This window comes from Pseudomonas wadenswilerensis (genome assembly GCF_900497695.1).
Lineage (GTDB): Bacteria > Pseudomonadota > Gammaproteobacteria > Pseudomonadales > Pseudomonadaceae > Aquipseudomonas > Aquipseudomonas wadenswilerensis.
Genome location: NZ_UIDD01000012.1, coordinates 106,778 through 133,002, shown reverse-complemented (window position 1 = coordinate 133,002; position 26,225 = coordinate 106,778). Strand labels below are relative to the sequence as shown.

Sequence of the window (26,225 nt, the reverse complement as noted above, 5' to 3'; positions counted from 1 at the left end):
GGCTCTTCGGCCAGCGCTTGACCCACATCATGGGCCGGCCTTGCGGTTTCAGGCAGTCTTCAAACTGATAAAAACCCCTGCCATGGAGATTCACGATGTTTGCCAAAGTTGTTGCAGTATCCTTGCTGACCCTCGCCAGCACTCAGGTATTTGCCGCTGAGTGCAAGGCGACGATCGACTCCACCGACCAGATGTCGTTCAACACCAAGGCTCTGGAAATCGACAAGAGCTGCAAGACCTTCACCGTCGAGCTGACCCACTCCGGTTCGTTGCCGAAGAACGTCATGGGCCACAACCTGGTCATCAGCAAAGAAGCTGACATGCAGCCGATCGCCACCGAAGGCCTGGCTGCCGGCATCGACAAGAGCTACCTGAAAGAAGGCGACGCGCGCGTGATCGCCCACACCAAGATCATTGGCGCTGGCGAGAAGGATTCGCTGACCATCGACGTGTCCAAGCTCAAGGCGGACGAGAAGTACGGCTTCTTCTGCTCGTTCCCTGGCCACATCTCGATGATGAAAGGCACCATTACCCTGAAGTAATTGCCCTGGGGCTGCTTTGCAGCCCATCGCCGGCAACGCCGGCTCCCACACCGATTACCGTGGGAGCCGGCGTTGCCGGCGATTCAATCAGCGCCTCAAGGCGCGAATGGCATCTCGCGCTTGTGCTGGGTCTTGCGGTACGTGGCACTGATGATGTCGAAGGCTTCCTGGCTCACCGGCTCGCCATGCAAAAACGCATCGATCTGCGCATAGGTCACGCCGTGGGACGCTTCGTCCGGCTTGCCGGGCGCCAGGTCTTCCAGGTCTGCGGTCGGGACCTTCTCCACCAGTGATTCCGGCGTGCCAAAGCTGCGGGCGATGGCCCGTACCTGGTTCTTCACCAGGCCACTGAGCGGCGCCAGGTCGCAGGAACCATCACCAAATTTGGTAAAGAAACCCATCACCGCTTCGGCGGCATGGTCGGTGCCGATCACCAGGCCCTGACGGGCGCCGGCGATGGTGTACTGGGCAACCATGCGCATGCGCGCCTTGGTGTTGCCGACGACGAAGTCGACCATCGCCGGCGAGCCGTTCTCCAGGGCCTTGACCTCGGCTGCCAGGGCGCGCACGGCTGGGGCGATGTCGACGGTGTGCACCTCGTCGGCCTTGATCACCTCCAGGCAGGCCTGGGCGTCGTGTTCGTCGTGCTGCACCTGATAGGGCAGGCGCACGGCAATGAAGCGGTACTGCGCGTCACCGCTCTCGCTGCGCAATTCATTGATCGCCCGTTGTGCCATCAGCGCGGCGGTCAGCGAGTCGACGCCGCCACTGATGCCCAGCACCAGGGTCTTTAGCCGTGCGTTGTTCAGGCAGGTCTTGATGAAGGCCACGCGCCGGGTCACTTCGGCTTCGAGCGCGGCGCTGTCGGCGAACGGCGGCTGGACCTTGAGCGCTTGGGCAATCTCTCGCTGGACGGCTTGCATGAATTACTCCTTGGACACTTTGAAGACGTGGCGCAGGTAGGCGACGAAGTTTTCGTCGCGGCATTGGGTCTTGGCCGCCTCATCGGAAATCTTGGCGACGGGCTGGCCGTTACAGTCGGTCATTTTAAGCACGATGCTCATCGGCGCCACCCCGGGCAGGTCGCAGGTGAGGTTGGTGCCGATGCCGAAGCTGACGTTGATCCGCCCGCGCAGGGCACGGAAGATCTCCAGCGACTTGGTCAGGTTCAGGCCGTCGGAGAACACCAGGGTCTTGGTCATCGGGTCGATTCCCAGCTTGCGGTAGTGGGCGATGGCCTTTTCCGCCCATTGCACCGGGTCGCCCGAGTCATGGCGCAGGCCATCGAACAGTTTGGCGAAGTACAGGTCGAAATCGGTCAGGAAGGCATCCATGGTGATGCAATCGGTCAGGGCGATGCCAAGCAGTCCGCGGTATTCGCGCACCCAGCAGTCGAGCGCGGCGATCTGGCTGTCGATCAGCCGCGGCCCCAGTTGCTGGTGGGCCATGATCCATTCATGGGCCATGGTCCCCAGCGGCTTGATATCCAGTTTCCGTGCCAGGTGCACGTTGCTGGTGCCGACGAAGCGCGCCGGGAAATCATCCTTGAGTACCCGTACCACTTCTTCCTGAACCTTGTAGGAGAAGCGTCGGCGGGTGCCGAAGTCGGCCACCTGCAGCTCGGCCAGTTCCTCGCTGCTGGCATTGGCCTTGAGCCAGTCGAACTTGCGATACAACTGGTCGCGGGCATCGCTCAGTTTTGCCTGGGGATGACGATGGCGGTTGCGCACTTCGCTGATGATCGCCAGCAATGGCACTTCAAACAGGATCACGTGCAGCCAGGGCCCGCGCAGGCGCAGGTACAGCTGATCGTTCTCGACCCCCAGTTGCAGGTAGCGCAGGTTGAAGCGAAACAGCCCGAGAAAGCGCAGGAAGTCCGGCTTCATGAAGCTGATCTGTTCAAGGAAGCCCAGCTGGCCATTACCCAGGCTCAGTTCGCACAGCTGCTCGATCTGTTCGCGGATCTGCGCCAGATAAGGGCGCAGGTCTTCACCGTTGCGGCAGCGGAATTCCCACTCGACGTCGACGTTGGGGTAGTTGTGCAGCACGGCCTGCATCATGGTCAGCTTGTAGAAATCGGTGTCGAGCAGGTTCTGCACGATGCGATCGGCAAATGCACTCTCGCTCATAGGGGGCTCCAAAGGGGGCGCACGCCATCACCGCCAGTGATGACGCACAGACTTGCGCATTGTGCCAGCCTTTGTCGCCATGAGGGCAGGCCGGGGCAGGGGTAATTCGGTAGCAGGCTACAGGTAGCGGCGCTTTTAGCGGTCAGCGACTAGCCTGTAATGGTGCCCGCTGTAGCAGTCGCGCACCAAGGATGTGCAGTTCGGTTACGCATCCTGTTACAGGCTGGTTGCACGTAACCAAAACCCAGGGTTGCAATGATGGCACTTCGTGGTTGCTCTTTTTTGTCGGGGCGGGTGGCGCTTTCCGTAAGGCAGACGGTTGCACGACCAGTAAAAAAAGGCCGCGAATCCTTGCTGCGCAACTTGTTCACGAGTTTTTCCAGAATAAAAAACCAATGGCACGGCCCTTGCTCAGAGCAATTGCTGAAAGTTGTAGTGCCAACCAAAAAAAACTCCAGGAGCACCACCTCATGTCGCAGACGTTTTACAAGAAAGGCTTTCTGGCCCTCGCCGTGGCTACGGCGCTGGGCATTTCTTCGTATGTTCAGGCCGACATCAAGATCGGCGTAGCAGGCCCGATGACCGGTGCCAACGCAGCGTTTGGCGAGCAGTACATGAAAGGTGCACAGGCGGCAGCCGACAAGGTCAATGCCGCGGGCGGGGTCAACGGCGAGAAGATCGTGCTGGTCAAGGGTGACGACGCCTGCGAGCCGAAACAGGCCGTGGCCGTGGCCAACCGCCTGGTTGACCAGGACAAGGTCATCGGTGTGGTCGGGCACTTCTGCTCGTCCAACACCATTCCGGCCTCTGAGGTGTATGACGAGGCCGGTGTCATCGCAATCACCCCGGGTTCGACCAACCCGGCAGTTACCGAACGCGGCCTGACCGGCATGTTCCGCATGTGCGGGCGTGACGATCAGCAGGGTATCGTCGCCGGCGACTACATCGTCGACGTGCTCAAAGGCAAGAAGGTCGTGGTCCTGCATGACAAGGACACTTACGGCCAGGGCCTGGCGGATGCCACCAAGGCCCAGCTTGAGAAGCGTGGCGTGAAACCCGTTCTTTACGAAGGCCTGACCCGGGGCGAGAAAGACTTCAGTGCCGTGGTCACCAAGATTCGCGGCGCTGGTGCCGATGTCGTCTACTTCGGTGGCCTGCATCCGGAAGCGGGTCCTCTGGTGCGGCAACTACGTGAGGCGGGTCTGAAAGACGTCAAGTTCATGTCCGATGACGGCATCGTAACCGACGAACTGGTCTCCACCGCTGGTGGCCCACAGTACGTCGATGGCGTGTACATGACCTTCGGCGCCGACCCGCGCCTGCTGCCAGACAGCAAGGCCGTGGTCGAGGAGTTCCGCAAAGGCGGTACCGAGCCAGAAGGCTACACCCTGTACGCCTACGCCTCGGTCCAGGCCCTGGCTGCAGCGTTCAACGGCGCCAAGTCGAACAAGGGCGAAGACGCTGCCAAGTGGCTCAAGGCCAATCCGGTGCAAACCGTGATGGGCGAGAAGAAGTGGGACACCAAGGGCGACCTGACGGTCTCCGACTACGTGGTCTACCAGTGGGACAAGGACGGCAAGTATCACCAACTGGAAAAACAAAAATAACAACGGTAGGCGACCCGGGCTTGTGCCCGGGTCGCTACCCGGTTTTGCGCCGTACCTGTCTTTTCTCGTAGATCTGCACAACCCTGCGCTGCGAGGGCCGCTTCATCCGGGGCTCACCGTAGTCGGCGCTTGTGCAATCTCAAATACGTGAGATTGCGTTATGGATGGTATTTTCCTGCAGCAACTGGTCAACGGGCTGACCCTCGGGTCTGTCTATGGCCTGATCGCCATCGGCTACACAATGGTCTATGGCATTATCGGCATGATCAACTTCGCGCACGGCGAGGTGTATATGATTTCCGCGTATCTCGCGGCAATCAGCCTGGCATTGCTGGCGTATTTCGGTATCGAATCCTTCCCCTTGCTGATGCTCGGGACGCTGATCTTCACGGTGGTGGTCACCGGTGTCTACGGCTGGACCATCGAACGCATCGCCTACAAACCCCTGCGTAACTCCACCCGCCTGGCGCCGCTGATCAGTGCCATCGGCATCTCGCTGATCCTGCAGAACTACGCGCAGATCAGCCAGGGCGCACGCCAGCAAGGCGTACCGACCCTGCTCGAAGGCGCCTGGCGCGTCGAGGTGGGCACCGGATTCGTCCAACTGACCTACACCAAGATCTTCATCCTGGTGGCAGCCTTCGTCGGCATGGCCGCACTCACCTACATCATCAAGTTCACCAAGCTCGGGCGCATGTGCCGGGCCACCCAGCAGGATCGCAAGATGGCCTCGATCCTCGGTATCAACACTGACCGGGTGATCTCCTATGTGTTTGTCATCGGTGCAGTCATGGCGGCCCTGGCCGGCGTGCTGATCACCATGAACTATGGCACCTTCGACTTCTATGCCGGCTTCATCATCGGCATCAAGGCCTTCACCGCTGCGGTCCTCGGTGGCATCGGCTCATTACCGGGCGCCATGCTCGGCGGGATCATCCTCGGGATTTCCGAGTCGTTGTTCTCCGGGCTGATCAACTCCGACTACAAGGACGTGTTCAGCTTCTCGCTGCTGGTGCTGATTCTGATCTTCCGTCCCCAAGGCCTGCTGGGTCGCCCACTCGTGGCGAAGGTGTAAGTATGTCTGCTGCCAATACAACTACATTCGATATCAAGCGCAGCCTGATCGATGCGATTCTCGCCGGGCTGATTTCCCTGATCGTATTCGGGCCCATCGTCGGCGTGGTGCTCGACGGCTACAGCTTCAACCTTGAACCCACCCGCGTTGCCTGGCTGGTGGCCGGGGTCATGGCCGGGCGTTTCTTGCTCAGCTTGTTCCTGCAGACACCCAAGGGCCAGTCGATCCTCCAGGGCTTCGAGGGCAGCGGCTCCGGCGTGCACGTGCTGGCGCCAGACTACAAATCGCGGCTGCGCTGGATCATCCCGGCACTGATCGTGATTGCCATCGTCTTTCCGTTCTTCGCCAACAAGTACCTGCTGACCGTGGTCATCCTCGGCCTGATCTACGTGCTGCTGGGCCTGGGCCTGAACATCGTGGTGGGCCTTGCCGGCCTGCTCGACCTGGGCTACGTGGCCTTCTACGCCATCGGCGCCTATGGCCTGGCCCTGGGTTACCAGTACCTGGGCCTGGGCTTCTGGACTGTGTTGCCACTGGCGGCGATCGCGGCGGCGCTGGCCGGGTGCATATTGGGCTTTCCGGTGCTGAGGATGCATGGCGACTACCTGGCCATCGTCACCCTGGGCTTTGGCGAAATCATCCGGCTGATACTGAACAACTGGTTGTCGTTTACCGGTGGCCCCAATGGCATGCCGGTGCCGTCGCCAACGTTCATGGGCCTGGAGTTTGGCCGCCGGGCCAAGGACGGCGGGGTGCCTTTCCATGAGTTTTTCGGCATCGCCTACAACCCCAATGTGAAATTCCTGTTCATCTACATCGTGCTGTTCCTGGTGGTGCTGGCGGTGCTGTACATCAAGCACCGGCTGACCCGCATGCCGGTCGGCCGCGCCTGGGAAGCGTTGCGCGAAGATGAGATCGCCTGCCGCTCCATGGGCTTGAATCATGTGTTGGTGAAACTCTCGGCCTTCACCCTCGGCGCCTCCACCGCCGGCCTTGCCGGGGTGTTCTTTGCCAGTTACCAGGGTTTCGTCAACCCGTCGTCGTTCACCTTTTTCGAGTCGGCGCTGATCCTCGCCATTGTCGTGCTCGGCGGCATGGGCTCGACCGTCGGCGTGGTGATCGCCGCGTTCGTGCTGACGGTGGCGCCGGAACTGCTGCGCAGCTTCTCCGAATACCGGGTGCTGCTGTTCGGCGTGCTGATGGTGTTGATGATGATCTGGAGACCGCGCGGCCTGATTCGCATCAGCCGTACCGGTGTAGTCCCGCGTAAAGGAGTGGCGCCATGAGCGATGACGTGATTCTCTCGGTTGAAAACCTGATGATGCAGTTCGGCGGCATCAAGGCGCTCAGCGATGTCAGCCTCAAGGTCAGACGCAACCAGATCTTCGCCCTGATCGGCCCCAACGGTGCAGGCAAGACCACGGTGTTCAACTGCCTGACCGGCTTCTACAAGGCCAGTGGCGGCAAGATCGAACTGAACCTGCGCGGCACCCGCACCAACGTCATCCAGCTGTTGGGCGAACGCTTCCAGCTGGGCGATTTCGTCTCGCCCAAGCGCTTCATCAACCGCCTGCACTACAAGATGTTCGGCGGTACCCACCTGGTCAACCGCGCCGGGCTGGCGCGGACCTTCCAGAACATCCGCCTGTTCCGGGAAATGTCGGTGGTCGAGAACCTGCTGGTGGCCCAGCACATGTGGGTCAACCGCAACCTGCTGGCCGGCGTGCTCAACACCAAGGGCTACCGCAAGGCCGAAAGCGATGCCCTGGACCATGCCTTCTACTGGCTGGAAGTGGTCGACCTGGTCGACTGTGCCAACCGCCTGGCCGGTGAGCTGTCGTACGGGCAGCAACGTCGCCTGGAAATTGCCCGGGCCATGTGCACGCGCCCGCAGATCATCTGCCTGGACGAACCGGCCGCCGGCCTCAACCCGCAGGAAACCGAAGCGCTGAGCAAGATGATCCGTGTGCTGCGCGACGAGCATGACCTGACCGTGGTGCTGATCGAGCACGACATGGGCATGGTCATGAGCATTTCCGACCATATCGTGGTGCTTGACCACGGCAACGTGATCGCTGAGGGCGCGCCACAGGACATCCGTCACAACCCGACGGTGATTGCCGCCTACCTGGGCGCCGATGAAGAGGAACTGGTATGAGTACACCGATCCTCGAACTGAAAGAGATCGACGTGTTCTACGGGCCGATCCAGGCCCTGAAGAAAGTCTCGCTGCACATCGATGAAGGTGAAACGGTGAGCCTGATCGGCTCCAACGGCGCCGGCAAGTCGACCCTGCTGATGTCGATCTTCGGCCAGCCGCGGGCAGCGGCCGGGCAGATCATCTACCGTGGCACCGACATTACCCACAAGTCATCGCACTACATCGCTTCCAACGGTATTGCCCAGTCGCCGGAAGGCCGCCGGGTGTTCCCCGATATGTCGGTGGAAGAGAACCTGATGATGGGCACCATCCCCATTGGCGACAAGTTCGCCAGCGAGGACATGCAGCGTATGTTCGAGCTGTTCCCGCGGCTCAAAGAGCGGCGCAACCAGCGCGCCATGACCATGTCCGGCGGCGAGCAGCAAATGCTCGCCATCGCCCGGGCGCTGATGAGCCGGCCCAAGTTGCTGCTGCTCGATGAGCCGTCGCTGGGCCTGGCACCGATTGTGGTCAAGCAGATCTTTTCCACCTTGCGTGAGCTGGCGCAGACCGGCATGACCATCTTCCTGGTGGAGCAGAACGCCAACCATGCGCTGAAACTCTCGGACCGCGCCTACGTGATGGTCAACGGCCATATCCGTATGACCGGCACGGGCAAGGAGCTGTTGGTCAACGAGGAGGTGCGTAACGCCTATCTGGGCGGGCACTGATCGGTAGCTGAAAAAAACGCCCCGCTTGACGGGGCGTTTTTTTGTCCACAGTTTTGTGGAAAACCTTGCGGCGACTTTCTTTTGGGCGCGACAGAAAGTCGCTTTAACTGGCTGTTTTATCAGCTTTTGAGTTGTCCACTATTGGTGTGGAAGCGACTGTGGGTAACTTGGGTGCAGCTTGCTGGAAGCCTTTATCTACAAGGCTTTCAGGCTTGTGATTGTTTTTTGATCAGGTTTTTTTCCGGCGTTCGCATCGGGGTTTGTCAAGTGTTTTGTCCTTAGCGCAAATGGCGATTAAACGGCTCCAACAGCCTGTGGATAACTCTGTGGGCAAGCCTTGGAAAGATCGACGTAGACAGCGTCGTTACAGGCCTGGAGCCATCATGGAAATCCGCGCCTTGGGCGACTGCTACCACCCTGAGGTCAAGGCCAGCGCCCAAGGTCAAGGAAAATACTTGCTCAAGGCCCGGATTACGCGGCTTGCAGGGTTTTCAAGTTGCCCCCGGATTTTGTGGAAGGGCTTGTGGATAAGATGCGCAAAGCTTGCTACAGGCCGCCTATACCGGGGCTTACACAGGTTTGATCGTTTTTTGTACAGTGTCCTGAATGGCTTGCTGCCGAACGCGGCGGCGGGCATGCTGCAAACCCTGTGATCAGCCTCATCAAGGAGACCCGCATGACCTCTACCGTATTCATCACTGGCGCAACCTCCGGCTTCGGCGAAGCCTGCGCCCGTCGTTTTGCTGAAGCCGGCTGGTCGCTGGTGCTGACCGGTCGCCGTCAGGAGCGCCTGGAAGCGCTGTGTGCCGAGCTGTCGCAACAAACCGAAGTGCACGGCCTGGTGCTCGATGTGCGTGACCGCAAGGCCATGGAAGAGGCCATCGCCAACCTGCCACCGGCGTTCGCCAAGCTGCGCGGGCTGATCAACAACGCAGGCCTGGCCCTGGGCGCTGACCCGGCGCCCAAGTGCGACCTCGATGACTGGGAAACCATGGTCGACACCAACATCAAGGGCCTGATGTACAGCACCCGCCTGCTGCTGCCACGGCTGATCGCCCATGGCCGTGGCGCGACCATCCTCAACGTCGGCTCGGTGGCGGGTAACTATCCGTATCCGGGCAGTCATGTGTATGGCGGCACCAAGGCGTTTGTCGGGCAGTTCTCGCTGAGCCTGCGCTGCGACCTGCAGGGGACTGGCGTGCGGGTGAGCAATATCGAGCCGGGCCTGTGCGAGAGCGAGTTCTCGCTGGTGCGTTTCGGTGGTGACCAGGCGCGTTACGACGCCACCTATGCCGGGGCCGAGCCGATTCAGCCGCAGGATATCGCCGAGACCATCTTCTGGATCATGAACCAGCCGGCGCACATCAACATCAACAGCCTCGAGCTGATGCCGGTGAGTCAGGCGTGGGCGGGTTTTTCGATCGATCGTTCAGGCAAGGCTTGAGGGCCTCTCGCTGGCAAGCCAGCTCCCACACGGATTTCAGGCCACCAGGGCCATTGCGGGAGCCGGCCTTGCCGGCGATAGCGTCAAAGCTGACGCTGCAGCCCTTCCAGGCAAGTCGCCAGATGGTAAGGCGTAGTCGACGGCATATCGAAGCGGCTGACCTTGCCATTGGCATCCCGGCACTCATACCAGCCTCCGGCATGCAGGAAATTCTGCTGCAGCGCCTTGAACTGGGCCAGCACCGTGGCGGCGCTCGCCGGGCGCAAGGTCAGGGCGCGCAGGTATTCGGCCTGGGCCCAGATGCGCTGGGTTGCGTCGCGCACCTGGCCATCGGCGCTGAGCATTGCCAGCACCGCCGTGTCTTTCACGCCGCAGTGTTCGGCATAGGCGAATGCCCGGCTGAGCGACCCATGCAACTCGCCACCGCGTAACAGCGGCGAAGACTCCAGCAAGTAGAACCATTCGAACTGGTGACCCGGTTCGAACCAGTTATCCACAGCCCCGCGCGGCTTTTCCAGCATCACCCCGTGTTCAGGGTCGATGAAGTGCGTCTGCATGGCCGCTGCCAGGGTTTCCAGCGCTTGCTGAACAGTTTCATCGTCACGCACCGACAGGGTGGCGAGGAAGGCTTCGGCTAGGTGCATCAGCGGGTTCTGCAGCGGGCCGCTGGCCAGGTCCGACCAGTCTTCGCCAAGGCTCGCCTCGTACAGGCCGTCATCACGGGCGAACTGCACGGCCACCACTTCCAGCGCAGCGTTGAGGGTCGACTCGACCAGCGGCTCGCGGACCTTGCCCCAGTAATGCGCGCAGGCGAAGACGATAAAGGCGTGGGTGTAGAGGTCCTTGCGTCGGTCCAGCGGCTTGCCCTGGGCATCGATGCTGTAGAACCAGCCGCCGTGCTCGGCATCATGGAAGTGCCGCTGCAAGGAGCGAAACAGAGCCGCGGCGCGCTCGCTGGCGCCGGGCTGCTCGATACGGCTGCTGAACAGGTACAGCTGGCGTGCGCAGGCCATGGCCCGGTAGCGCTGCACCGGCATGGGTTGCTGCTGTGGGTCGAGGGCTTCGAAGGGCAGGGCCATGTCTGCATTCCAGCCCGGGCCTTGCCACAGCGGCACGATGCGCTGGTCAAAGTGCGTCTGGACCTCGGCGAGCAGGGCGGGCAGTTCAGGCTGGGCAGTACGAAGGTCGGGCATGGAAAAAGTTCGTCGCGGTCGGTGCGTTTGCGCGCAATGGTAGCAGGAAACGGCGGCGACTTTGCCGGCCTCATCGCTGGCAAGGCCAGCTCCCACAGGACTTCGGTGGGGTCAGTGATCTCTGTGGGAGCCGGCCTTGCCGGCGATGGGCTGCGAAGCAGCCCCGGAACAGACTGCCTACAGGGTGCTGAGCCCCTGCCAGTGCTTGGCGCCGACAAAGATGAAGCGCAGCTGCTGGGTGATTTTTTCCTGGGCGCTGATCGGTTCGACGGCGCTGGCGCTTGGTTCGTCGATCAGTTCCGGCAGGGTGGCGAACACGGTTTTCACCACCAGGTCGGCCATCACCGCCAGGGCTGCGGCGTCCAGGTGCTGCCAGCGCGGCATGCGCGCAAGGTCGGTGGCCAGGTCCGAGCTGATGCCCTGGCGCAGGGTACCGATAGCCTGGCGTACCGGCTGCGAACCACCATATTGCTCGCGGGCCAGGAACAGGAACTGGGCGCGGTTGGCCGCCACCACGTCGAGAAAGATCCGCACCGAGGCATCGGTGATGCCGCCGAGCTCGAATTCGTTCTGGCGCACCAGGCGGATGGTCTGGCGAAAGGTTTCGCCGACTTCATTGACCAGGGCCAGGCCCAGTTGGTCCATGTCGGAGAAATGCCGGTAAAAGCCGGTAGGGACGATGCCTGCGGTTTTCGCCACTTCGCGCAGGCTGATGCTGCCGAAGCCTCGACCGCTTTCCATCAGGTGGCGGGCGGCATCCAGCAGGGCGTGGCGGGTCTGTTGCTTTTGTTCGGCGCGCGGCAGCATGGCAAGTATCGGCAGGCAGTGAAACAGCCCTGCACTCTAATAGCCTGGCGCCAGAAAAACAAAGCCCGGTCAATGGACCGGGCTGGGAGGGGAGCTACTACAGCGCTGGTGTCTCTTGTTGTCTGGCATAGGCTTCAGCTCGCGCGTTGGATTTCGATCAGACGATCAGAACCACCTTCTGCGACCTCGAAGCGTGCTTTCAGACGGTCAGAACCACCTTCGGCTACCTTGTAGTACTGTTTCAGGCGATCAGCACCACCCTCGGCAACCTTGACCCGGTCATTCAGGCGATCAGCACCACCTTCGGCAACGCGGTTGTTGCGGTCAAGTACGCGATCCGAGCCACCTTCGGCAACACGGTTGTTGCGCTCCAGCAGTCGATCCGAACCGCCTTCGGCCAGCGGGTTCAGCGGTTGCGAAATCACCGTCGAGCTGGAACGCGATTCGGCGGTCAGGGCTTGTTCGGCGGCGGGAACGGCAAAGGCGTTGGCGGCCAGGATGGACAGGGACAGGCTCAGCAGTAATTGGCGTTTCATGATTCGGTGCTCCTCGGCGGGGCTGGAAAGTGGGTACGGAGCCAATGCTACGCCGGGAAACGCCAGATAAAAGTTCATAAAGATAATGGTAACAATCAACGGAATTGATGCTTTGCAGCGGCCGCTCTAAACCGCAGTTTACGGCGCGATGAGCGACGGCGCCGAGGTCGTTACCGGGGCAGCCGGATGAGGTAACGATCGACAAAAGTTGAGAAAAAGGTCAGAAAAAACCTCGTTATCATGGCTGATCAATTAAACCCCTCGGGTTTTCATCAGTCCGAAGAGATAAGTGCCATCAACGCGCCCGCTTTTTGCCATGCAGTCATCAGGAGAATCGTGCAATGACGCGCCCCGCCAAAATCATCACCTGGACCCTCGCCAGCCTGCTGCTGGTCCTGGCCGTAGTGGTGATCGTCATCGCCACCTTCGACTGGAACCGGGTCAAGCCCACCCTCAATGCCAAGGTCTCCGAAGCACTGCATCGGCCCTTCGCCATCAACGGCAACCTGGCGGTGCGTTGGCAGCGTGAGCCGGAGCAAGGCGGTTGGCGCGCCTGGCTGCCATGGCCGCACTTCATCGCCGAAGACCTGACCCTGGGCAACCCCGATTGGCTCAAGGAGCCGCAGATGGTCGGCCTCAAGCGCGTCGAGTTCCGCCTGGCGCCGCTGCCGCTGCTGGTGCAGCAGATCGTCATTCCACGCATCGATCTCAACCAGCCGACCGCCAGCCTCAAGCGCCTGGCCGATGGCCGTGCCAACTGGACCTTCGACTTCGGCCCCAAGGACGAGCAGGCCGAACCGTCGAAATGGGTGCTCGACATCGGCGCCATCGGCTTTGACAAGGGCCAGGTAAGTCTCGATGACCAGACCCTGAAAACCCGCCTGGAGGTGTTGATCGACCCGTTGGGCAAGCCGATCCCGTTCAGCGACATCGTCGGCAAGGCCTCGGCGCAGAAGGCCGGTGCTGCCCAGGACTACGCCTTCGGCCTCAAGGTCAAGGGCCGCTACAAAGGCCAGGCGCTGGCCGGCACCGGCAAGATCGGCGGCCTGCTGGCCCTGCAGGACGCTTCGCAGCCGTTCCCGCTGCAGGCCGACATGGCCATTGGCGAAACCCGCATCGCCGTCGCCGGCACCCTGACCGACCCGCGCAATCTCGGCGCCCTCGACCTGCGCCTGCGTCTGTCAGGAGCGAGCCTGGGCAACCTGTATCCGCTCACCGGCGTGACCCTGCCCGATTCACCGCCCTATGCCACCGATGGTCATCTCACGGCCAAACTGCATGAACCTGGCGGCGCGGCGTTTCGCTATGAAGGCTTCAACGGCAAGATCGGCGACAGCGATATCCATGGTGACCTGGCGTTCGTCGCCAGCCAGCCGCGGCCAAAGCTGAGCGGCAAGCTGGTTTCCAACCAATTGCTGTTCAAGGACCTGGCGCCGCTGATCGGGGCCGACTCCAATGCCCAACAGAAAGCCCGAGGCGGTGCCAGCAAGCAACCCGCGGGCAAGGTGTTGCCGGTCGAGGAATTTCGCACCGAACGCTGGCGGACCATGGACGCGGACGTGACCTTCAGCGGCAAGCGCATCGTGCACAGTGCCGAGCTGCCGTTCACCGATCTTTCCAGCCACTTCGTCCTCGAGGATGGCGTGCTGCGCCTGGCACCACTGCGCTTTGGCATCGCCGGCGGCAAGCTCGACGCCCAGGTGCGCCTCGATGGCCGTAGCGTGCCGTTGCAGGGACGGGCGCAACTGAGTGCGCGTAACTTCAAGCTCAAGCAGCTGTTCCCGACCTTCGAGCCGATGAAGACCAGCTTCGGCGAACTCAATGGCGACGCCGACCTGAGTGGTCGTGGCAACTCGGTGGCAGCGCTGCTGGCGACCGCCAATGGCGACTTGAAAATGCTGATCAACGATGGCGCCATCAGCCGTGGATTGATGGAGATCGCCGGGCTCAACGTTGGCAACTATGTGGTCGGCAAGCTGTTTGGTGACAAGGAAGTGAAGATCAATTGCGCGGCAGCCGACTTCGGTATCAAGGATGGCCTGGCGACAACGCGGGTGTTCGTCTTCGATACCGAGAACGCGATCATCTACATCAACGGTACCGCCAACTTCGCCAGCGAGCAGCTGGATTTGAAGATCAACCCCGAGTCCAAGGGCGTGCGCCTTATTTCGCTGCGCTCGCCGCTGTATGTGCGCGGGCCGTTCGCCAAGCCAAGCGCTGGCGTACAGGCCTTGCCGCTGGCCTTGCGTGGGGTGGGGATGGTGGCTCTGGGGGTGACAGTGGGGCCGGCGGCGGGGTTGCTGGCACTGATAGCGCCAAGTGGGGATGTGCCGAACCAGTGCACGCCGTTGCTGGAGCAAATGAAGGCTGGCAAGGCGCCGCGAGCAGTGAAGGCGGGTTGAGAGGAAGCAATCGCGGGTCAAGTCGAGCCGTCGCACCGCCGCTCCCACAATGGAACTGTGTGCACCAGACCTGTGGGAGCGGGCTTGACCCGCGATAAGGTCTACAGGCCTTGCAGCAAATCCGCCATGTCGTCGGCGTGCTCCTCTTCCTGGGCCAGGATGTCTTCGAAGATCCGCCGCGTGGTCGGGTCGCTCTCGCCGATGTACTGGATGATCTCGCGGTAGCTGTCGATGGCAATCCGCTCGGCGATCAGGTCTTCCAGGACCATCTCCTTGAGGTTGCTGCCGGCGACGTACTGGGCATGGGAATTCTTGCTCAGGTTGTCCGGGTTCAGGTCCGGTTCGCCGCCCAGCTGGACGATGCGTTCGGCCAGTTTATCGGCGTGCTCCAGCTCCTGGGTGGCGTGCTCGAGGAATTCGTCAGCTGCGACACTGGCCTTGATCCCGCTGGCCATGTAGTAGTGGCGCTTGTAGCGCAGGGCGCAGACCCACTCGGTGGCCAGCGACTCGTTGAGCAGGCGCAGGATTTTTTCCCGGTCGGCGCTGTAGCCTTCGGTCACGGCGCCCTGCTCGACATGCTGGCGGGCGCGCTCACGCAGGGTTTTAACATCGGTCAGTTCAACGTTGCTCATCATCATCTCCAGGCTGAAAACGGATAGATCTTCACGCTCTGTCGGCGCGCTGGTTACTAAAGCTGTGAGTCGCCAGCACGGGGAAAAGTTTTATAGCTTGGCCTTGGCCTTTTCGACGGCCTCGTCATCGACCTGGCGTTGTTCGCAGGTCTTGAAGCCCTTGGCGTCGACATGGCCGGTGGCATCGAAGCGCACGTAATAGGCCTGCTGCTTTCCGTCACGGTTGAGGATGTAGTTGTTGCAGGTACCGCCGTGGGGCAGGTCGATCACCGTCGATGGGCTGCCGCCAATGGCAATCACCCGCTGCATGGTCATGCCGTTCTCGACCTGCTTGACCAGCGGCTCTTCGTGATAGGTGACGTAGTCCACCGGGTTTTCCGGGCGGCTGCCGCAGGCGGCCAGGGTGGCGGTGGTCAGGAGGATGGCCAGGGTCTGTTTGTACATGGTTGAGCTCCTTGCTGAGGGTCTATTGGCTTGGAACCCCAGCGAGCGGCGGGAGTTCGATTGCGATTGCCATCGAAGAGCCTGTAGTGTTGGGCGACTGTCCACGGAACGGGGAATGCAGCCATGGCCCAAGGGCTCGCCACGCGTTATCCACTGGTGCTGGTGCCAGGCATGCTCGGGTTTGTCCGCCTGCTGCTGTATCCCTACTGGTTCGGGATCGTTTCGGCGTTGCGCCGGGGCGGGGCGACGGTGTTTGCCGTGCAGGTGTCGCCGCTCAACTCCTGCGAGGTGCGCGGCGAGCAGTTGTTGCTGATCATCGAGGACCTGCGTCGGCGCACTGGCGCCGACAAGGTCAACCTGCTTGGCCACAGCCAGGGCGCCCTGACGGCGCGCTATGCGGCCGCCAAACGGCCGGAATGGGTGGCGTCCGTCACCTCGATTGCCGGGCCCAATCACGGCTCGGAGCTGGCCGATCACCTGCATGACTATTACCCCGCCGACTCCGCGCGCGGCCGTGTGCTCAAGGCTCTGCTGCATGGGCTGGGGGTTTTGATGGGCTGGCTGGAGACCGGCTGGCGCGGGCCGAAACTGCCGATTGACGTCCACGCCTCGCACCAGTCGCTCACCAGTGCCGGCGTGGCGCGCTTCAACCAGGCTTATCCACAGGGCCTGCCGACCACCTGGGGCGGCGAGGGACCGGCCGAGGTGAATGGCGTGCGTTACTACTCCTGGTCCGGCACCCTGCAACCGGGCCGGACCGATCGCGGCCTCAACCGCCTGGACGGCAGCAATCGCTTCTGCCGCCTGTTCGCCCGCACCTTCGTGCGGGAAAAGGGCCAGTGCGACGGCATGGTCGGGCGCTTCAGCTCGCACCTGGGCCAGGTGATCGGCGATGACTATCCGCTCGATCACCTGGACATCGTCAATCAGTCGCTAGGTGCGGTGGGCAAGGGCGCAGAGCCTGTGCGGCTGTTCACCGAACATGCTGCCAGGCTCAAGGCTGCGGGACTGTAGCGCTGCGGCGCAGGGGTGTTTTCCAGCGTTCGGCGAGGATCACCCCGACCAGGGTCAGCACCCCGCCCACCAGGTGATAGAGGGCCAGCTGCTCGCCCAGCACCATGGCAGCGATCACCGCTGTCACCGCTGGCAGCAGGTTAAAGAACAGCGTCGTGCGACTCGGGCCCAGACGGCTGACCCCCTGCATCCAGGCCAGCGGCGCGATCATCGAGGCCAGTACGCAGGCGTAGATCACCAGGCCGATGTTGCCCGCGCCCAGGCCGGTCTTTTCCGAGAACAGGAACAGCGGAAACAGCACGATGATCGCCACCAGCACCTGCAGATACAGCAGCTGCAGCGGTGGGATGCGCAACTGCCACTTTTTCAGCAGGGTGCTGTACACCGCATAAGCCAGGGTGGCGATCAGCATCAGCGCATCACCGCCGTTGACCCCGTGTTGCACCAGCACCGCCAGATCGCCAGCCGACACCACAACCAGCACGCCGATGAACGACACCACCGCGCCAATCAGCGCACCGATGGTCAGGCGCTGGCCGAGGCTGATGATTGCCAAGGCCAGGGACATCAGCGGCATCAGCGAGAGGATGATGCCCATGTTGGTAGCGCTGGTGATGGCGGCGGCGAAGTAGGCCAGGCTCTGGTACACCGCCATGCCGAGTACGCCGAGAATGAAAATCTTGCCCAGGTTCGGGCCAATCGCCGCCCAGTTGCGCAACACCGGCCGCAAAAGAAAGGGCGTGAACAGCAGGCCGGCGAGCAGCCAGCGATAGAAGCCGATCTCGGCCGGGAAGATCGCCCCGGCAGACATCTTGGTGACCACGGTATTGCCGGCCCAGATGAAGATTGCCAGCAATGGAAACGCATAATTCATGAAACAGGAACTCTTGAGGGTACAGGCAGCTATTATCCGCTTGTCTGTCTTGTTGTTTATACTTGCATCCAGACAACCTGCCCATAGATCCAGACAGCATGTCGATAAAGTACGTAAAAATTCCGCAATTCGAGGCTTTGCCGGCCCCGGTGTATTTTCGCTACGACGAGTTCGGCGCCGATACCCACAGCGCCGCCCATCGGCATGCCTGGGGCCAGCTCAACTATGCGGCGCACGGCATCATGCACCTGGATATCGACGGCCAGCGCTTCATCTCGCCGCCGCATTATGCGGTGTGGGTGCCGCCCGATACCGAGCACAGCTGCTACAACCCGCAGGCCATCGTCTATCGCTCGGTGTACCTGGATCGCGCCCTGTGCCAGGGCCTGCCTGGCGAACCGTGCACCCTGGTGATCAGCGACATTCTCAAGGCCATTCTTGGCGATTTTGCCGCCCGTGACGTCAAGGTCCCTGAAGATGAAGCCGACCAGCGCCTGGCCCGGGTGCTGGTCGACCAGTTGCGCCGCGCACCGACCCAGACCTGCTACCTGCCCTACGCACGCAGTGCCGGTCTGGGCGATGTGCTGCAGGCTCTGCATGCCGAGCCCGGCGACAATCGCCCGCTCGGCCATTGGGCCGCCAGCGTCCATGTCAGCGAACGCACCCTGGCCCGGCAGTTCATCCGCGAGCTGGGCATGAGCTTTGGCGAGTGGCGCCTGCGCCTGCGATTTCTGCGCGCCATCGAGGCGCTGGAGCAGAACCTGCCGATCCAGCAGATTGCCTTCGATCTGGGTTACAGCAGCGCCTCGGCGTTCATCGCCATGTTCCAGCGCCAGGCCCACTGCACGCCTGAGCAGTACCGGCGCCGGGCTCGCGCTGGAGGTTTGTAAGAGTATTTGTCTACACTCTCGCCAAGGCTGCGCGTGGTGCGCGGCGACCAGGAGAAAACGCCATGAAGATGGTGCGTGTGCCGTTGCTGTTGCTGGGATTGCTGATGTGTTCCCAAGGTTTTGCCGCTACGGCGCAACAGGAAAAAATGAAGACCTGTAACGCCGACGCCACGGCCAAGGCGCTCAAGGGCGATGAACGCAAGGCGTTCATGAGCACCTGCCTGAAAGCCAAACCTGCGACCCAGCAGGACAAAATGAAAACCTGCAACGCCGACGCCACCACCAAGGCGCTCAAGGGCGACGAGCGCAAGGCGTACATGAGCGACTGCCTGAAGAAAAAGTAACGTCTGCTGCTGGCGGCAGGCCCGCGGTTCTTGCGAGCCTGTCGCCACCCCCCTATGATCCGCGGCCCGGGCAGGGTGGTTCATCCTGCACACTTCATCGCCAGGATCTTCATGAAAACGGACTTCAACTTCTCGCGCCAGCATCTGTTGCTCGGCTGCTCGGCGTTCTTTGCCGCAGCGTTTTTCCTCTACTCGATTGCCACGATCAACTACTGGATCGACGGCAGGGACCTGGCCTTTTTCAGCCTGCTGACCCTGTTGTCGGTCACCGCGCTGTTCAACATGATCTGCGGCAAGGAGATTGCCACCAGCCTGAGCCTGGAAGAGGGCAAGGTGCACTATTTCGACGGCAAACAGTACCGGGTGGCGGTGCCGGTGGAGGAGATCACCGAGGTCAAGGTGCAGAACCTGTTGCTGTGCAATCGCCTGATCGTCGACTTCAGCGGCTCGCGCCGCCTCAGTCGCTTCAATGTCGAGAACGCCGAAGCCTTTCGCGACCAGCTTCAGTCGTCGGCGGCGTAAGTCACCGACTCGAGCCGGTCCAGGCCCTCGCCGATAAACAGCGAGAACGGCCGGCCGGCGCGGTTGGCCAGGTCCCGGCAGTCGCTCTGGAGCATGCCGATACGCAGGTCCTTGCCCGGATTCAAGTTCAGGCTCTGCTTGCCCAGCGAGCCGATCTCGAAGGCCATCTCGAAGGGGCGCCACGGGCTGCGCTGCGGCGTCCCCTCGGCTTGCCAGGCCTTGACCTGGCCGTTGTGGATTCTCTCCCGCAGGGTCGGGTCCTTGAAGTCGAAGCGTGCCGGCAGTTGGGCGAAATGCATCGGCGCGTACTCGATAATGACCTGCGCGCGTTCCGGCGGGCCATCGTCGCGCTGCACGATCGACCTGAACTTGAATGGGCCACCGGACACCTCGGCCAGCACGTGACAGGTGATGATGCTCGACACTTCACTGTTGTTCTCGGCGGCAAGCGTGCGCTCGCGCAGCGTGGCACTGGAAAGCGCTTCGATACGATTGCCAAGCTTGAGCTGCAGGGTGACTGGCCCCTGGATGCTTTTGACCGCCTCGCTAAAACCGTCGAACCTGGCGCCCGGCGCGTGCGGTTCAAGGGTGACATCGACTTCCCAGGAAGCGGCGGCACGAGCCCGGGGAATTTCGTCGAACAACTCGCGCAGGGCTTGGCGCTTACCGGCATCGAGCGAGCGTGAGACGTTGATCCGCAAGTTCTGCCGGTGGTCATCGTCAAGCTCGACCTCGATGTCTTTTGGATCGATTTTCAGTGCCAGGATGGCCTGGTACAGGTCATCGCCGTATTGCGGCCTGAGGTCGCCATAGTAGGCGCTTACCGGCTGCGCGAAATGCAGGGTGGCGAAATCTTCCGAACAGCCGCCAAGCAGCATCAGCGGAAGCAGGACAAGCAGTTTGCGCATGGTCTGGAACTCTTTGCCTTGAAGGTGGGAAGGCACAGAGGGATTCCTGTTTCGCCTACCTGCGAAAGCGCCTGCGCGGCGCCACCATTCCATTGGGGGCGGCAATCATAGAAACATCACAACGGCATTGCCAGCCGCAGCGCCGCTGCGTGCCACTATGCCTGCCGGACGAAGGCTGGCAGACTGCCGGTTTTCCATGCCGTCGCCTTTCGAGGTTGTATGACCTTTACTCAGCGCCAGATCACCCTGGCCAGTTGGATCATCGTCTTCACCGGCCTGTTGCTGGTGTTGCCGCTCAAGTTGTTGCCGAGCCTGCTGGCCGGGCTGCTGGTGTTCGAACTGGTCAACATGCTCACCCCCAAGCTGCAGCACCTGATTGCCGGGCAACGGGCACGCTGGCTGGCGGTAGCGTTGCTGGGCACCCTGGTGGTCAGCACCCTGACGTTGCTGTTCGCCGGTGCCATCAGCTTCCTGCTGCACGAAGCAGAAAACCCCGGGGCGTCCCTGGACAAGTTCATGTTGTTGGTGGATCAGGCTCGCGGACAGCTGCCGCCGTTCATCGACGCCTACCTGCCGGCCAGTGCCTCCGAGTTCAAGGTAGCCATCGGCGACTGGCTCAAAACCCACCTGGGTGAGCTGCAACTGGTGGGCAAGGGCGCGGCGCACATGTTCGTCACCCTGCTGATCGGCATGATCCTCGGCGCCATCGTCGCGCTGCAGCGTATTCCCGACATCTCCAAGCGCAAGCCCCTGGCGGCGGCGCTGTTCAACCGCTTGGCGCTGCTGGTGCAGGCGTTTCGCAACATCGTCTTCGCGCAGATCAAGATTTCCCTGCTCAACACCTTCTTCACCGGCATCTTCCTCGCCGTGGTGCTGCCGCTGTTCGGCGTGCATCTGCCACTGACCAAGACCCTGATCGTGCTGACCTTCCTGCTCGGCTTGCTACCGGTGATCGGCAACCTGATGTCCAACACCCTGATCACCATCGTCGGCCTGTCGTTGTCGATCTGGGTGGCGATGGCGGCGCTGGGCTATCTGATTGTTATCCACAAGGTCGAGTACTTCCTCAACGCGCGGATCGTTGGCGGGCAGATCAGCGCCAAGTCGTGGGAGCTACTGTTGGCGATGCTGGTGTGCGAGGCGGCGTTCGGACTGCCTGGGGTAGTGGCGGGGCCGATCTATTACGCCTATCTGAAGAGTGAGTTGCGCCAGCAAGAGCTGGTGTGAACTGAAGGCTATCGCCGGCAAGGCCGGCTCCCACAGGGATAGTGTGCAGCAATACTTTGTGGGAGCCGGCGTTGCCGGCGAAAGGGCCGCAACGCGGCCCCGGCTATCTCAACCGTAACGCTTGCGCGCCTCGATCGCCAAACCGCTGCCAATGCTGCCAAAGATGTTGCCTTCGACATGCCGGGCATTCGGCAGCATCGCCGCCACGCTCTGGCGCAATGCCGGGATGCCGCTGGAACCGCCGGTGAAGAACACCGTATCGACCTGCGCGACACCCACGCCAGCCTTGGTCAGCAGTTCGCTGACACTGCCGCGCACGCGCTCGAGCAGGTTGTCGATCGACTCTTCGAACAGCGCCCGGCTCAGTTCGACGCTGAGCCCCGGCTCGACCCGCTTGAGATCGACCAGGCGGCGATCGTTGTGGGTCAGTTCGATCTTGGTCTCTTCCACTTCCATCGCCAGCCAGTGCCCGGCGCGCTGCTCGATCAGCTTGAACAGGCGGTCGATGCCGTCGGTGTCTTCGATGTCGTAGCGCATGCTGCCCAGGGCCAGCTGGGATTTTTGCGAGTACACCGAGTTGATGGTGTGCCAGGTGGCCAGGTTCATGTGGTGGCTGGTCGGCATGAAGGCACCGCTCTTCATCCGGCTGCCGTAGCCGAACAGCGGCATCACGCCCTGCAGGCTCAGCTGCTTGTCGAAGTCGGTACCGCCGATGTGCACGCCGCCGGTGGCGAGGATGTCCTGCTGGCGGTCGTCGAGCATGTGCCGCTCAGGGGCCAGGCGCACCAGCGAGAAGTCCGAAGTACCACCGCCGATGTCGACGATCAGCACCAGCTCTTCGCCCTGGATGTTCGACTCGTAGTCGAAGGCCGCGGCAATCGGTTCGTACTGGAAGGAGACTTCCTTGAAGCCGATTTTCTTTGCCACTTCGGCCAGGGTGTCTTCGGCTTCCTGGTCGGCGGCCTGGTCGTCATCGACGAAATGCACCGGGCGGCCCAGCACCACCTCGTCGAAGGCGCGGCCGGCGTTGGCTTCGGCGCGCTTTTTCAGCTCGCCGATGAACATCCCCAGCAGGTCCTTGAACGGCAGCGCGGTGCCCAGCACGCTGGTGTCGTGCTTGATCAGCTTGGACCCCAGCAGGCTCTTGAGCGAGCGCATCAGGCGGCCTTCATAGCCTTCGAGGTATTCGTGCAGGGCCAGGCGGCCGTACACCGGGCGGCGCTCCTCGATATTGAAGAACACCACCGACGGCAGGGTGATCTTGCCGTCTTCCAGGGCGATCAACGACTCCACGCCCGGGCGATGCCAGCCGACGGTGGAGTTGGAGGTGCCGAAGTCGATGCCGCAGGCACGGGCCGGGGATGCTTGACTCATGGATTGTACTTCCGGGGGAAAAACGGCCGCGCAGTTTATGCCAGCTGGCAGCAGAATCAAGACCGATTATCTGCTTTGCAGCAAACCCATGAGCACCTTGAAAGGCTATGCTTGACCCCAATCTACAAAGCATTCGATTAACCCATGGTGATTCCTTAGATGGACTTCAAAGACTATTACAAGATTCTTGGCGTAGAGCCCACTGCGGATGACAAGGCGATCAAGACCGCCTACCGCAAGCTCGCGCGCAAGTATCACCCCGACGTCAGCAAAGAGCGTGACGCCGAGGAGAAATTCAAGGAGGCCAACGAGGCCTATGAAGCCCTGAGCAATCCGGAAAAACGCGCCGAGTACGACGAGCTGCGCAAATACGGCCAGCATGGCCGGCCGTTCCAGGGCCCGCCGGGCTGGGAAAGCCGCGGCTCGGCCGGTGCCGGCGGTTTTGGCGACGGTGGCGATTTTTCCGATTTCTTCAGCTCGATCTTCGGTTCGCGCGGTGGCAACGGCAATCCTTTTGGCCGCGGCCAGCAACGCAGCGCCGGACGGCGGGGGCAGGACGTGGAAATGGAACTGGCGATTTTCCTTGAGGAAACCCTGTCCAGCGAATCCAAGCAGATCAGCTTCCAGGTGCCGCAGCACAACGCCCACGGCCAGCGCACGGGCTTTACCACCAAGACCCTGAACGTGAAGATCCCGGCCGGCGTCAGCGACGGCGAGAAGATCCGCCTCAAGGGCCAGGGCGCGCCGGGCGTCGGTGGCGGCGCCAATGGCGACCTGTTCCTGACCATTCGCATGGCACCGCACCCGCTGTTCGATGTCGAAGGTCATGACTTGATCATCACCGTGCCGCTGGCACCGTGGGAGGCCGCCCTGGGCACCAAGGTGGCGATGCCGACCCTGACCGGCAAGGTCAACCTGACCATCCGTCCGGACAGCCAGAACGGCCAGCGCCTGCGCATCAAGGGCATGGGCCTGAGCAACAAGCAGGGCCAGCGTGGCGACCTGTATGCGCAATTGAAAGTGGTGATGCCGAGCCACTCCGATGCCGCAGCCCGTGAGCTGTGGACCAAGCTGTCGGAAAAGGCCGCGTTCAACCCGAGGACACAATGGAGTAGCTGATCATGAGCAGTACCCTGATCGTTCAACTGGACATGCAGACCCTCTGTCAGGAAGCCGATCTGCCGGCGGCCTACGTGATCGAAATCGTCGAACACGGCATTGTCGAGCCTTCTGGGCGAACGCCGGAAGACTGGCTGTTTGACGATCAGGCGCCGGTGCTGGCCAAGCGCGCGGCGAAGCTGCATCACGATCTGCAACTGGAGTGGGAAGGGGTGGCGCTGGCCCTGGAGCTGCTGGAGGAAGTGCAGCAACTGCGCAGCGAGAACAGCATGCTCAGGCAACGTTTGGGGCGGTTTGTGCAGGGCTGAGTTCATTGCGTCCGCTGCGCGACCGATCGCCGGCAACGCCGGCTCCCACACTGGCCCTGTGCATGCAGTACCCTGTGGGAGCCGGCCTTGCCGGCGATTGGCCCTGAAGACCTAGAGCAACTTGTAGTACAACGCCGTCGCCCGATAAACCCCGTCCGGCCCGCAGGCGTAATCCGGAATCTCGCCCGCCTTGCTGTAGCCCAGCGATCGATAAAAAGCTTCGGCCCCCGAGCCGGCCTCGGTATCCAGGTAAAGCATGCCGCGTTGCTTCTGTCGCGCCGCCAGTTCCAGCGCGTGCATCAACTGCTGGCCCAGGCCACGGCGCCGTGCCGCGCTATGCACCAGCAGCTTCTGTACTTCCGCCCGGTTCAAACCGTTGGGCTTGAGGCACAAGCCCAGCTGGACACTGCCCAGCACTTCCTTGTCCTTGCCCACCACCCACAGCAACAGCTCGCCGCTGACCAGGCGCTGCCTTACCTCCTCGAAGTAACGCTCGGCCTGCTGCACATCGATAGCCGCCAGAAACCCCACCGAGGCGCCGTGTTGCACGGCATCAAGCAGCAACGCCACCAGGCCGTCGCGGTAATAGGCAAGGCTTTCATGGGTTACACGATTAAGCTGCGCAGCATTCACAGGCGTCACTCCATTGTCGGGGGCAGGGCATCCGGGTTGAGGATCAACTGCATGAAGGTCAGGTCCAGCCAGCGGCCAAACTTCACCCCGACCTGGGGCATCTGCCCGTTGAGGGTGAAGCCCAGGCGCTGGTGCAGGCGAATCGAGGCGGCGTTGCCGCTTTCGATGGCAGCGACCATCACGTGTTTGTTGCAGGCGCGGGCCCGTTCGATCAGCGCGTGCATCAGCTTGGGGCCCAGGCCGTTGCCGCGCTGGTCGTTGCGGATGTACACCGAATGCTCGACGGTATGGCGAAAACCTTCGAACGGCCGCCAGTCGCCAAACGAAGCATAGCCGAGGACTTGATCGGCAGCGTCCACCGCCACCAGGATCGGATAACCCTGGGCCTGGCGGGCTTCGAACCAGGCCTGGCGGTTGCCCAGGTCGACCGCTTGCTCGTTCCAGATCGCCGTGGTGTTGAGCACGGCATCGTTGTAGATCTCGCGAATGCCCGGCAGGTCGGCAGGCACGGCATCGCGCAGCAGGTAAGTCATGGCAGGTTCTCGAACAGGGGCACGGTGATCGGCTCAGGTTAAATGGTTACCAGGCCGCGCACACCCTCGGCTTCCATATTTTCGCCACGCCCGGACTGGATGATTTCACCGCGCGACATCACCAGGTACTGGTCGGCAAGCTCAGCGGCAAAGTCGTAGAACTGCTCGACCAACAGGATGGCCATGTCGCCCCGGGCGGCAAGTTTGCCGATCACCGCGCCGATCTCCTTGATAACCGAAGGCTGAATGCCCTCGGTGGGCTCGTCGAGGATCAACAAGCGTGGCTGGCTGGCCAGGGCGCGGCCGATGGCCAGTTGTTGTTGCTGGCCGCCGGAGAGGTCGCCGCCACGGCGCTGTTTCATCTGCAGCAGCACCGGGAACAGCTCGTAGATGAAGCCCGGCACGCTTTTGGCCTGGCTGGCGCCAAAGCGCGACAGGCCCATCAGCAGGTTCTCCTCGACGCTCAGGCGCGGGAAGATCTCGCGGCCCTGGGGCACGTAGGCGATGCCGGCGTGCACCCGCTGGTGCGGCTTGAGTGCGGTGATCGCCTGGCCTTCCCAGTGCACGCTGCCTTCGCGGGTGGGCAGCAGGCCCATCAGGCAGCGCAGCAGGGTGGTCTTGCCGACGCCGTTACGGCCGAGCAGGCAGGTGACTTCACCGACCCTGGCCTCGAAGGACAGGCCGCGCAGGATGTGACTGCCGCCGTAGTATTGGTGCAGGGAGTCGATTTTCAGCATGTCTGATGTCCTTTGTTGGTCTTATCGCGGGGCCTGTGGGAGCGGGCTTGCCCCGCGATG

Annotated in this window: 29 protein-coding genes; 16 read left to right on the top strand and 13 right to left on the bottom strand. The window is 62.1% G+C overall.

Annotated features, from left to right (window positions below):
* Window positions 1-95 precede the first annotated feature (95 nt).
* On the top strand, window positions 96-542 hold the full coding sequence (gene azu, locus CCOS864_RS25425; protein WP_115089069.1) for an azurin: 447 nt from the start codon (window positions 96-98) through the stop codon (window positions 540-542).
* 95 nt (window positions 543-637) lie between these two features.
* On the opposite strand, the gene nadE is transcribed toward azu, so the two are convergent.
* Both nadE and pncB read right to left on the bottom strand, forming a co-directional pair.
* The gene (gene nadE, locus CCOS864_RS25420; protein WP_115089067.1) at window positions 638-1,465 is read right to left on the bottom strand and encodes an ammonia-dependent NAD(+) synthetase; all 828 of its coding nucleotides are present in this window, start codon (window positions 1,463-1,465) and stop codon (window positions 638-640) included.
* Between the two features lie 3 nt (window positions 1,466-1,468).
* The gene (pncB, locus tag CCOS864_RS25415) at window positions 1,469-2,671 is read right to left on the bottom strand and encodes a nicotinate phosphoribosyltransferase (protein WP_038997430.1); all 1,203 of its coding nucleotides are present in this window, start codon (window positions 2,669-2,671) and stop codon (window positions 1,469-1,471) included.
* 470 nt (window positions 2,672-3,141) lie between these two features.
* Between pncB and CCOS864_RS25410 the strand changes: the two genes are divergently transcribed.
* The 7 genes from CCOS864_RS25410 (at window position 3,142) to CCOS864_RS25380 (ending at window position 9,668) form a co-directional block, all read left to right on the top strand.
* On the top strand, window positions 3,142-4,278 hold the full coding sequence (locus CCOS864_RS25410; RefSeq protein WP_115089065.1) for a branched-chain amino acid ABC transporter substrate-binding protein: 1,137 nt from the start codon (window positions 3,142-3,144) through the stop codon (window positions 4,276-4,278).
* Between the two features lie 160 nt (window positions 4,279-4,438).
* On the top strand, window positions 4,439-5,353 hold the full coding sequence (locus CCOS864_RS25405) for an ABC transporter permease subunit (RefSeq protein WP_010221625.1): 915 nt from the start codon (window positions 4,439-4,441) through the stop codon (window positions 5,351-5,353).
* 2 nt (window positions 5,354-5,355) lie between these two features.
* A complete protein-coding gene (gene livM / locus CCOS864_RS25400) occupies window positions 5,356-6,639 on the top strand; it encodes a high-affinity branched-chain amino acid ABC transporter permease LivM (protein ID WP_115089064.1) in 1,284 nt (427 codons plus the stop codon).
* Entirely contained in the window at window positions 6,636-7,511 is an 876-nt protein-coding gene (locus tag CCOS864_RS25395; RefSeq protein ID WP_038997426.1) for an ABC transporter ATP-binding protein, read from the top strand. Before livM ends, CCOS864_RS25395 begins: the two co-directional genes overlap by 4 nt.
* On the top strand, window positions 7,508-8,224 hold the full coding sequence (locus CCOS864_RS25390; protein WP_115089062.1) for an ABC transporter ATP-binding protein: 717 nt from the start codon (window positions 7,508-7,510) through the stop codon (window positions 8,222-8,224). The genes CCOS864_RS25395 and CCOS864_RS25390 overlap by 4 nt, the downstream gene beginning before the upstream one ends.
* Before the next feature lie 383 nt (window positions 8,225-8,607).
* Complete coding sequence (locus CCOS864_RS25385) at window positions 8,608-8,877, top strand: hypothetical protein (protein WP_115089060.1); 270 nt, start codon at window positions 8,608-8,610, stop codon at window positions 8,875-8,877.
* Window positions 8,878-8,900: 23 nt separating this feature from the next.
* A complete protein-coding gene (locus tag CCOS864_RS25380) occupies window positions 8,901-9,668 on the top strand; it encodes an SDR family oxidoreductase (protein WP_115089514.1) in 768 nt (255 codons plus the stop codon).
* An 83-nt stretch (window positions 9,669-9,751) separates the two neighbouring features.
* Here CCOS864_RS25380 and CCOS864_RS25375 read toward each other — a convergent pair whose 3' ends face one another.
* From CCOS864_RS25375 to CCOS864_RS25365, 3 genes are all read right to left on the bottom strand, one after another.
* The gene (locus CCOS864_RS25375) at window positions 9,752-10,861 is read right to left on the bottom strand and encodes an AGE family epimerase/isomerase (RefSeq protein WP_115089058.1); all 1,110 of its coding nucleotides are present in this window, start codon (window positions 10,859-10,861) and stop codon (window positions 9,752-9,754) included.
* 177 nt (window positions 10,862-11,038) lie between these two features.
* Window positions 11,039-11,668: a TetR family transcriptional regulator gene (locus CCOS864_RS25370; RefSeq protein ID WP_115089055.1), complete on the bottom strand. Its 630-nt coding sequence runs from the start codon at window positions 11,666-11,668 to the stop codon at window positions 11,039-11,041.
* A 134-nt stretch (window positions 11,669-11,802) separates the two neighbouring features.
* Entirely contained in the window at window positions 11,803-12,204 is a 402-nt protein-coding gene (locus CCOS864_RS25365; protein ID WP_115089053.1) for a hypothetical protein, read from the bottom strand.
* A gap of 341 nt (window positions 12,205-12,545) precedes the next feature.
* Between CCOS864_RS25365 and CCOS864_RS25360 the strand changes: the two genes are divergently transcribed.
* Window positions 12,546-14,606 (top strand): AsmA family protein, encoded by a 2,061-nt coding sequence (locus CCOS864_RS25360; RefSeq protein ID WP_115089051.1) that lies wholly within the window; start codon window positions 12,546-12,548, stop codon window positions 14,604-14,606.
* A gap of 101 nt (window positions 14,607-14,707) precedes the next feature.
* On the opposite strand, the gene CCOS864_RS25355 is transcribed toward CCOS864_RS25360, so the two are convergent.
* Together CCOS864_RS25355 and osmE are read right to left on the bottom strand one after the other, a co-directional pair.
* Window positions 14,708-15,238, bottom strand: coding sequence for a ferritin-like domain-containing protein (locus CCOS864_RS25355; RefSeq protein WP_010221634.1), 531 nt, complete (start codon window positions 15,236-15,238; stop codon window positions 14,708-14,710).
* A 90-nt stretch (window positions 15,239-15,328) separates the two neighbouring features.
* Window positions 15,329-15,682: an osmotically-inducible lipoprotein OsmE gene (gene osmE, locus CCOS864_RS25350; protein WP_038997418.1), complete on the bottom strand. Its 354-nt coding sequence runs from the start codon at window positions 15,680-15,682 to the stop codon at window positions 15,329-15,331.
* A gap of 123 nt (window positions 15,683-15,805) precedes the next feature.
* Here osmE and CCOS864_RS25345 point away from each other — a divergent pair, with 123 nt between their 5' ends.
* On the top strand, window positions 15,806-16,696 hold the full coding sequence (locus CCOS864_RS25345; protein WP_115089049.1) for a lipase family alpha/beta hydrolase: 891 nt from the start codon (window positions 15,806-15,808) through the stop codon (window positions 16,694-16,696).
* Here CCOS864_RS25345 and CCOS864_RS25340 read toward each other — a convergent pair.
* Window positions 16,677-17,570 (bottom strand): DMT family transporter, encoded by an 894-nt coding sequence (locus CCOS864_RS25340; protein ID WP_115089047.1) that lies wholly within the window; start codon window positions 17,568-17,570, stop codon window positions 16,677-16,679. The two genes, CCOS864_RS25345 and CCOS864_RS25340, sit on opposite strands and share 20 nt — an antisense overlap.
* Before the next feature lie 98 nt (window positions 17,571-17,668).
* Here CCOS864_RS25340 and CCOS864_RS25335 point away from each other — a divergent pair, with 98 nt between their 5' ends.
* From CCOS864_RS25335 to CCOS864_RS25325, 3 genes are all read left to right on the top strand, one after another.
* Complete coding sequence (locus tag CCOS864_RS25335) at window positions 17,669-18,460, top strand: AraC family transcriptional regulator (RefSeq protein WP_115089045.1); 792 nt, start codon at window positions 17,669-17,671, stop codon at window positions 18,458-18,460.
* Window positions 18,461-18,522: 62 nt separating this feature from the next.
* Window positions 18,523-18,804 (top strand): PsiF family protein, encoded by a 282-nt coding sequence (locus CCOS864_RS25330; RefSeq protein ID WP_115089043.1) that lies wholly within the window; start codon window positions 18,523-18,525, stop codon window positions 18,802-18,804.
* A gap of 111 nt (window positions 18,805-18,915) precedes the next feature.
* Window positions 18,916-19,326, top strand: coding sequence for a hypothetical protein (locus CCOS864_RS25325; RefSeq protein WP_115089041.1), 411 nt, complete (start codon window positions 18,916-18,918; stop codon window positions 19,324-19,326).
* Here CCOS864_RS25325 and CCOS864_RS25320 read toward each other — a convergent pair.
* Window positions 19,308-20,234 (bottom strand): hypothetical protein, encoded by a 927-nt coding sequence (locus tag CCOS864_RS25320; protein ID WP_148708574.1) that lies wholly within the window; start codon window positions 20,232-20,234, stop codon window positions 19,308-19,310. The two genes, CCOS864_RS25325 and CCOS864_RS25320, sit on opposite strands and share 19 nt — an antisense overlap.
* 219 nt (window positions 20,235-20,453) lie before the next feature.
* Here CCOS864_RS25320 and CCOS864_RS25315 point away from each other — a divergent pair, with 219 nt between their 5' ends.
* On the top strand, window positions 20,454-21,461 hold the full coding sequence (locus CCOS864_RS25315) for an AI-2E family transporter (RefSeq protein WP_115089037.1): 1,008 nt from the start codon (window positions 20,454-20,456) through the stop codon (window positions 21,459-21,461).
* Between the two features lie 108 nt (window positions 21,462-21,569).
* Here the strand turns inward: CCOS864_RS25315 and CCOS864_RS25310 are convergent, their stop codons facing one another.
* On the bottom strand, window positions 21,570-22,835 hold the full coding sequence (locus CCOS864_RS25310) for an Hsp70 family protein (protein ID WP_115089035.1): 1,266 nt from the start codon (window positions 22,833-22,835) through the stop codon (window positions 21,570-21,572).
* Window positions 22,836-22,994: 159 nt separating this feature from the next.
* Here CCOS864_RS25310 and cbpA point away from each other — a divergent pair, with 159 nt between their 5' ends.
* Together cbpA and CCOS864_RS25300 are read left to right on the top strand one after the other, a co-directional pair.
* Complete coding sequence (gene cbpA / locus CCOS864_RS25305) at window positions 22,995-23,954, top strand: curved DNA-binding protein (RefSeq protein ID WP_115089032.1); 960 nt, start codon at window positions 22,995-22,997, stop codon at window positions 23,952-23,954.
* A 2-nt stretch (window positions 23,955-23,956) separates the two neighbouring features.
* Window positions 23,957-24,262, top strand: coding sequence for a chaperone modulator CbpM (locus CCOS864_RS25300; protein ID WP_045196932.1), 306 nt, complete (start codon window positions 23,957-23,959; stop codon window positions 24,260-24,262).
* Window positions 24,263-24,373: 111 nt separating this feature from the next.
* Here CCOS864_RS25300 and CCOS864_RS25295 read toward each other — a convergent pair whose 3' ends face one another.
* Genes CCOS864_RS25295 through urtE form a run of 3 tightly spaced genes read right to left on the bottom strand, consistent with a single transcriptional unit; the run spans window position 24,374 to window position 26,165 of the window.
* On the bottom strand, window positions 24,374-24,895 hold the full coding sequence (locus CCOS864_RS25295; protein WP_115089030.1) for a GNAT family N-acetyltransferase: 522 nt from the start codon (window positions 24,893-24,895) through the stop codon (window positions 24,374-24,376).
* Window positions 24,896-24,900: 5 nt separating this feature from the next.
* On the bottom strand, window positions 24,901-25,428 hold the full coding sequence (locus CCOS864_RS25290) for a GNAT family N-acetyltransferase (protein WP_115089028.1): 528 nt from the start codon (window positions 25,426-25,428) through the stop codon (window positions 24,901-24,903).
* 38 nt (window positions 25,429-25,466) lie between these two features.
* Complete coding sequence (gene urtE / locus CCOS864_RS25285) at window positions 25,467-26,165, bottom strand: urea ABC transporter ATP-binding subunit UrtE (RefSeq protein WP_115089026.1); 699 nt, start codon at window positions 26,163-26,165, stop codon at window positions 25,467-25,469.
* Window positions 26,166-26,225: the final 60 nt, after the last annotated feature.

What these genes read in the sequence shown, in the direction of transcription:
- azu (WP_115089069.1), top strand. Translation starts at nt 96, where the DNA reads ATGTTTGCCAAAGTTGTTGCAGTATCCTTGCTGACCCTCGCCAGCACT.
- nadE (WP_115089067.1), bottom strand. Translation starts at nt 1,465, where the DNA reads ATGCAAGCCGTCCAGCGAGAGATTGCCCAAGCGCTCAAGGTCCAGCCG.
- pncB (WP_038997430.1), bottom strand. Translation starts at nt 2,671, where the DNA reads ATGAGCGAGAGTGCATTTGCCGATCGCATCGTGCAGAACCTGCTCGAC.
- CCOS864_RS25410 (WP_115089065.1), top strand. Translation starts at nt 3,142, where the DNA reads ATGTCGCAGACGTTTTACAAGAAAGGCTTTCTGGCCCTCGCCGTGGCT.
- CCOS864_RS25405 (WP_010221625.1), top strand. Translation starts at nt 4,439, where the DNA reads ATGGATGGTATTTTCCTGCAGCAACTGGTCAACGGGCTGACCCTCGGG.
- livM (WP_115089064.1), top strand. Translation starts at nt 5,356, where the DNA reads ATGTCTGCTGCCAATACAACTACATTCGATATCAAGCGCAGCCTGATC.
- CCOS864_RS25395 (WP_038997426.1), top strand. Translation starts at nt 6,636, where the DNA reads ATGAGCGATGACGTGATTCTCTCGGTTGAAAACCTGATGATGCAGTTC.
- CCOS864_RS25390 (WP_115089062.1), top strand. Translation starts at nt 7,508, where the DNA reads ATGAGTACACCGATCCTCGAACTGAAAGAGATCGACGTGTTCTACGGG.
- CCOS864_RS25385 (WP_115089060.1), top strand. Translation starts at nt 8,608, where the DNA reads ATGGAAATCCGCGCCTTGGGCGACTGCTACCACCCTGAGGTCAAGGCC.
- CCOS864_RS25380 (WP_115089514.1), top strand. Translation starts at nt 8,901, where the DNA reads ATGACCTCTACCGTATTCATCACTGGCGCAACCTCCGGCTTCGGCGAA.
- CCOS864_RS25375 (WP_115089058.1), bottom strand. Translation starts at nt 10,861, where the DNA reads ATGCCCGACCTTCGTACTGCCCAGCCTGAACTGCCCGCCCTGCTCGCC.
- CCOS864_RS25370 (WP_115089055.1), bottom strand. Translation starts at nt 11,668, where the DNA reads ATGCTGCCGCGCGCCGAACAAAAGCAACAGACCCGCCACGCCCTGCTG.
- CCOS864_RS25365 (WP_115089053.1), bottom strand. Translation starts at nt 12,204, where the DNA reads ATGAAACGCCAATTACTGCTGAGCCTGTCCCTGTCCATCCTGGCCGCC.
- CCOS864_RS25360 (WP_115089051.1), top strand. Translation starts at nt 12,546, where the DNA reads ATGACGCGCCCCGCCAAAATCATCACCTGGACCCTCGCCAGCCTGCTG.
- CCOS864_RS25355 (WP_010221634.1), bottom strand. Translation starts at nt 15,238, where the DNA reads ATGAGCAACGTTGAACTGACCGATGTTAAAACCCTGCGTGAGCGCGCC.
- osmE (WP_038997418.1), bottom strand. Translation starts at nt 15,682, where the DNA reads ATGTACAAACAGACCCTGGCCATCCTCCTGACCACCGCCACCCTGGCC.
- CCOS864_RS25345 (WP_115089049.1), top strand. Translation starts at nt 15,806, where the DNA reads ATGGCCCAAGGGCTCGCCACGCGTTATCCACTGGTGCTGGTGCCAGGC.
- CCOS864_RS25340 (WP_115089047.1), bottom strand. Translation starts at nt 17,570, where the DNA reads ATGAATTATGCGTTTCCATTGCTGGCAATCTTCATCTGGGCCGGCAAT.
- CCOS864_RS25335 (WP_115089045.1), top strand. Translation starts at nt 17,669, where the DNA reads ATGTCGATAAAGTACGTAAAAATTCCGCAATTCGAGGCTTTGCCGGCC.
- CCOS864_RS25330 (WP_115089043.1), top strand. Translation starts at nt 18,523, where the DNA reads ATGAAGATGGTGCGTGTGCCGTTGCTGTTGCTGGGATTGCTGATGTGT.
- CCOS864_RS25325 (WP_115089041.1), top strand. Translation starts at nt 18,916, where the DNA reads ATGAAAACGGACTTCAACTTCTCGCGCCAGCATCTGTTGCTCGGCTGC.
- CCOS864_RS25320 (WP_148708574.1), bottom strand. Translation starts at nt 20,234, where the DNA reads ATGCGCAAACTGCTTGTCCTGCTTCCGCTGATGCTGCTTGGCGGCTGT.
- CCOS864_RS25315 (WP_115089037.1), top strand. Translation starts at nt 20,454, where the DNA reads ATGACCTTTACTCAGCGCCAGATCACCCTGGCCAGTTGGATCATCGTC.
- CCOS864_RS25310 (WP_115089035.1), bottom strand. Translation starts at nt 22,835, where the DNA reads ATGAGTCAAGCATCCCCGGCCCGTGCCTGCGGCATCGACTTCGGCACC.
- cbpA (WP_115089032.1), top strand. Translation starts at nt 22,995, where the DNA reads ATGGACTTCAAAGACTATTACAAGATTCTTGGCGTAGAGCCCACTGCG.
- CCOS864_RS25300 (WP_045196932.1), top strand. Translation starts at nt 23,957, where the DNA reads ATGAGCAGTACCCTGATCGTTCAACTGGACATGCAGACCCTCTGTCAG.
- CCOS864_RS25290 (WP_115089028.1), bottom strand. Translation starts at nt 25,428, where the DNA reads ATGACTTACCTGCTGCGCGATGCCGTGCCTGCCGACCTGCCGGGCATT.
- urtE (WP_115089026.1), bottom strand. Translation starts at nt 26,165, where the DNA reads ATGCTGAAAATCGACTCCCTGCACCAATACTACGGCGGCAGTCACATC.